Source organism: Bradyrhizobium sp. 14AA (assembly GCF_054185205.1).
In genome coordinates this window covers 1-692 of record NZ_JAVAYM010000079.1, presented here as the reverse complement: position 1 = coordinate 692, position 692 = coordinate 1, and the positions used below count along the sequence as shown (strand labels likewise).

Below are 692 nucleotides of genomic sequence, written 5' to 3'. Positions count from 1 at the left end.
GCGAGCTTGGCAAGACGCTCCTGGAGCTTCTCGCGGTCGTAGTCCGAGGTGGTTTCCTCGATCTGCGCCTTGATCTGGGCCACGCGCGCCTCGATGTCGGCCTTCTTGCCGGCGCCGTTGACGATCGTGGTGTTCTCCTTGTCGATCATCACCTTCTTGGCGCGACCGAGCATGTTGAGCGTGACGTTCTCGAGCTTGATGCCGAGATCTTCCGAGATCGCCTGGCCGCCGGTCAGGATCGCGATGTCCTGCAGCATGGCCTTGCGGCGATCGCCGAAGCCCGGAGCCTTGACGGCCGCGACCTTCAGACCACCGCGGAGACGGTTCACAACAAGCGTGGCCAAGGCCTCGCCTTCGACGTCCTCAGCGACGATGACCAGCGGCTTGCCGGTCTGCACCACGGCCTCGAGCAGCGGCAGCAGCTCGTTCAGCGAGGAGAGCTTCTTCTCGTTGATGAGGATGTAGGCGTCGTCCATCTCAACGCGCATCTTGTCGGCGTTGGTGACGAAGTAGGGCGAGATGTAACCGCGGTCGAACTGCATGCCCTCGACGACGTCGAGCTCGGTCTCGAGCGACTTGGCTTCCTCGACGGTGATGACACCCTCGTTGCCGACCTTCTTCATGGCATCGGAGAGGAACTTGCCGATTTCGGCATCGCCGTTGGCCGAGATGGTGCCGACCTGGGCGATCTC

Annotated in this window: 1 protein-coding gene; it reads right to left on the bottom strand. The window is 62.7% G+C overall.

The window, feature by feature from the left end:
* On the bottom strand, positions 1 to 692 hold a 692-nt coding region (gene groEL / locus RAD15_RS43390), incomplete at both ends, for a chaperonin GroEL (RefSeq protein ID WP_458184794.1).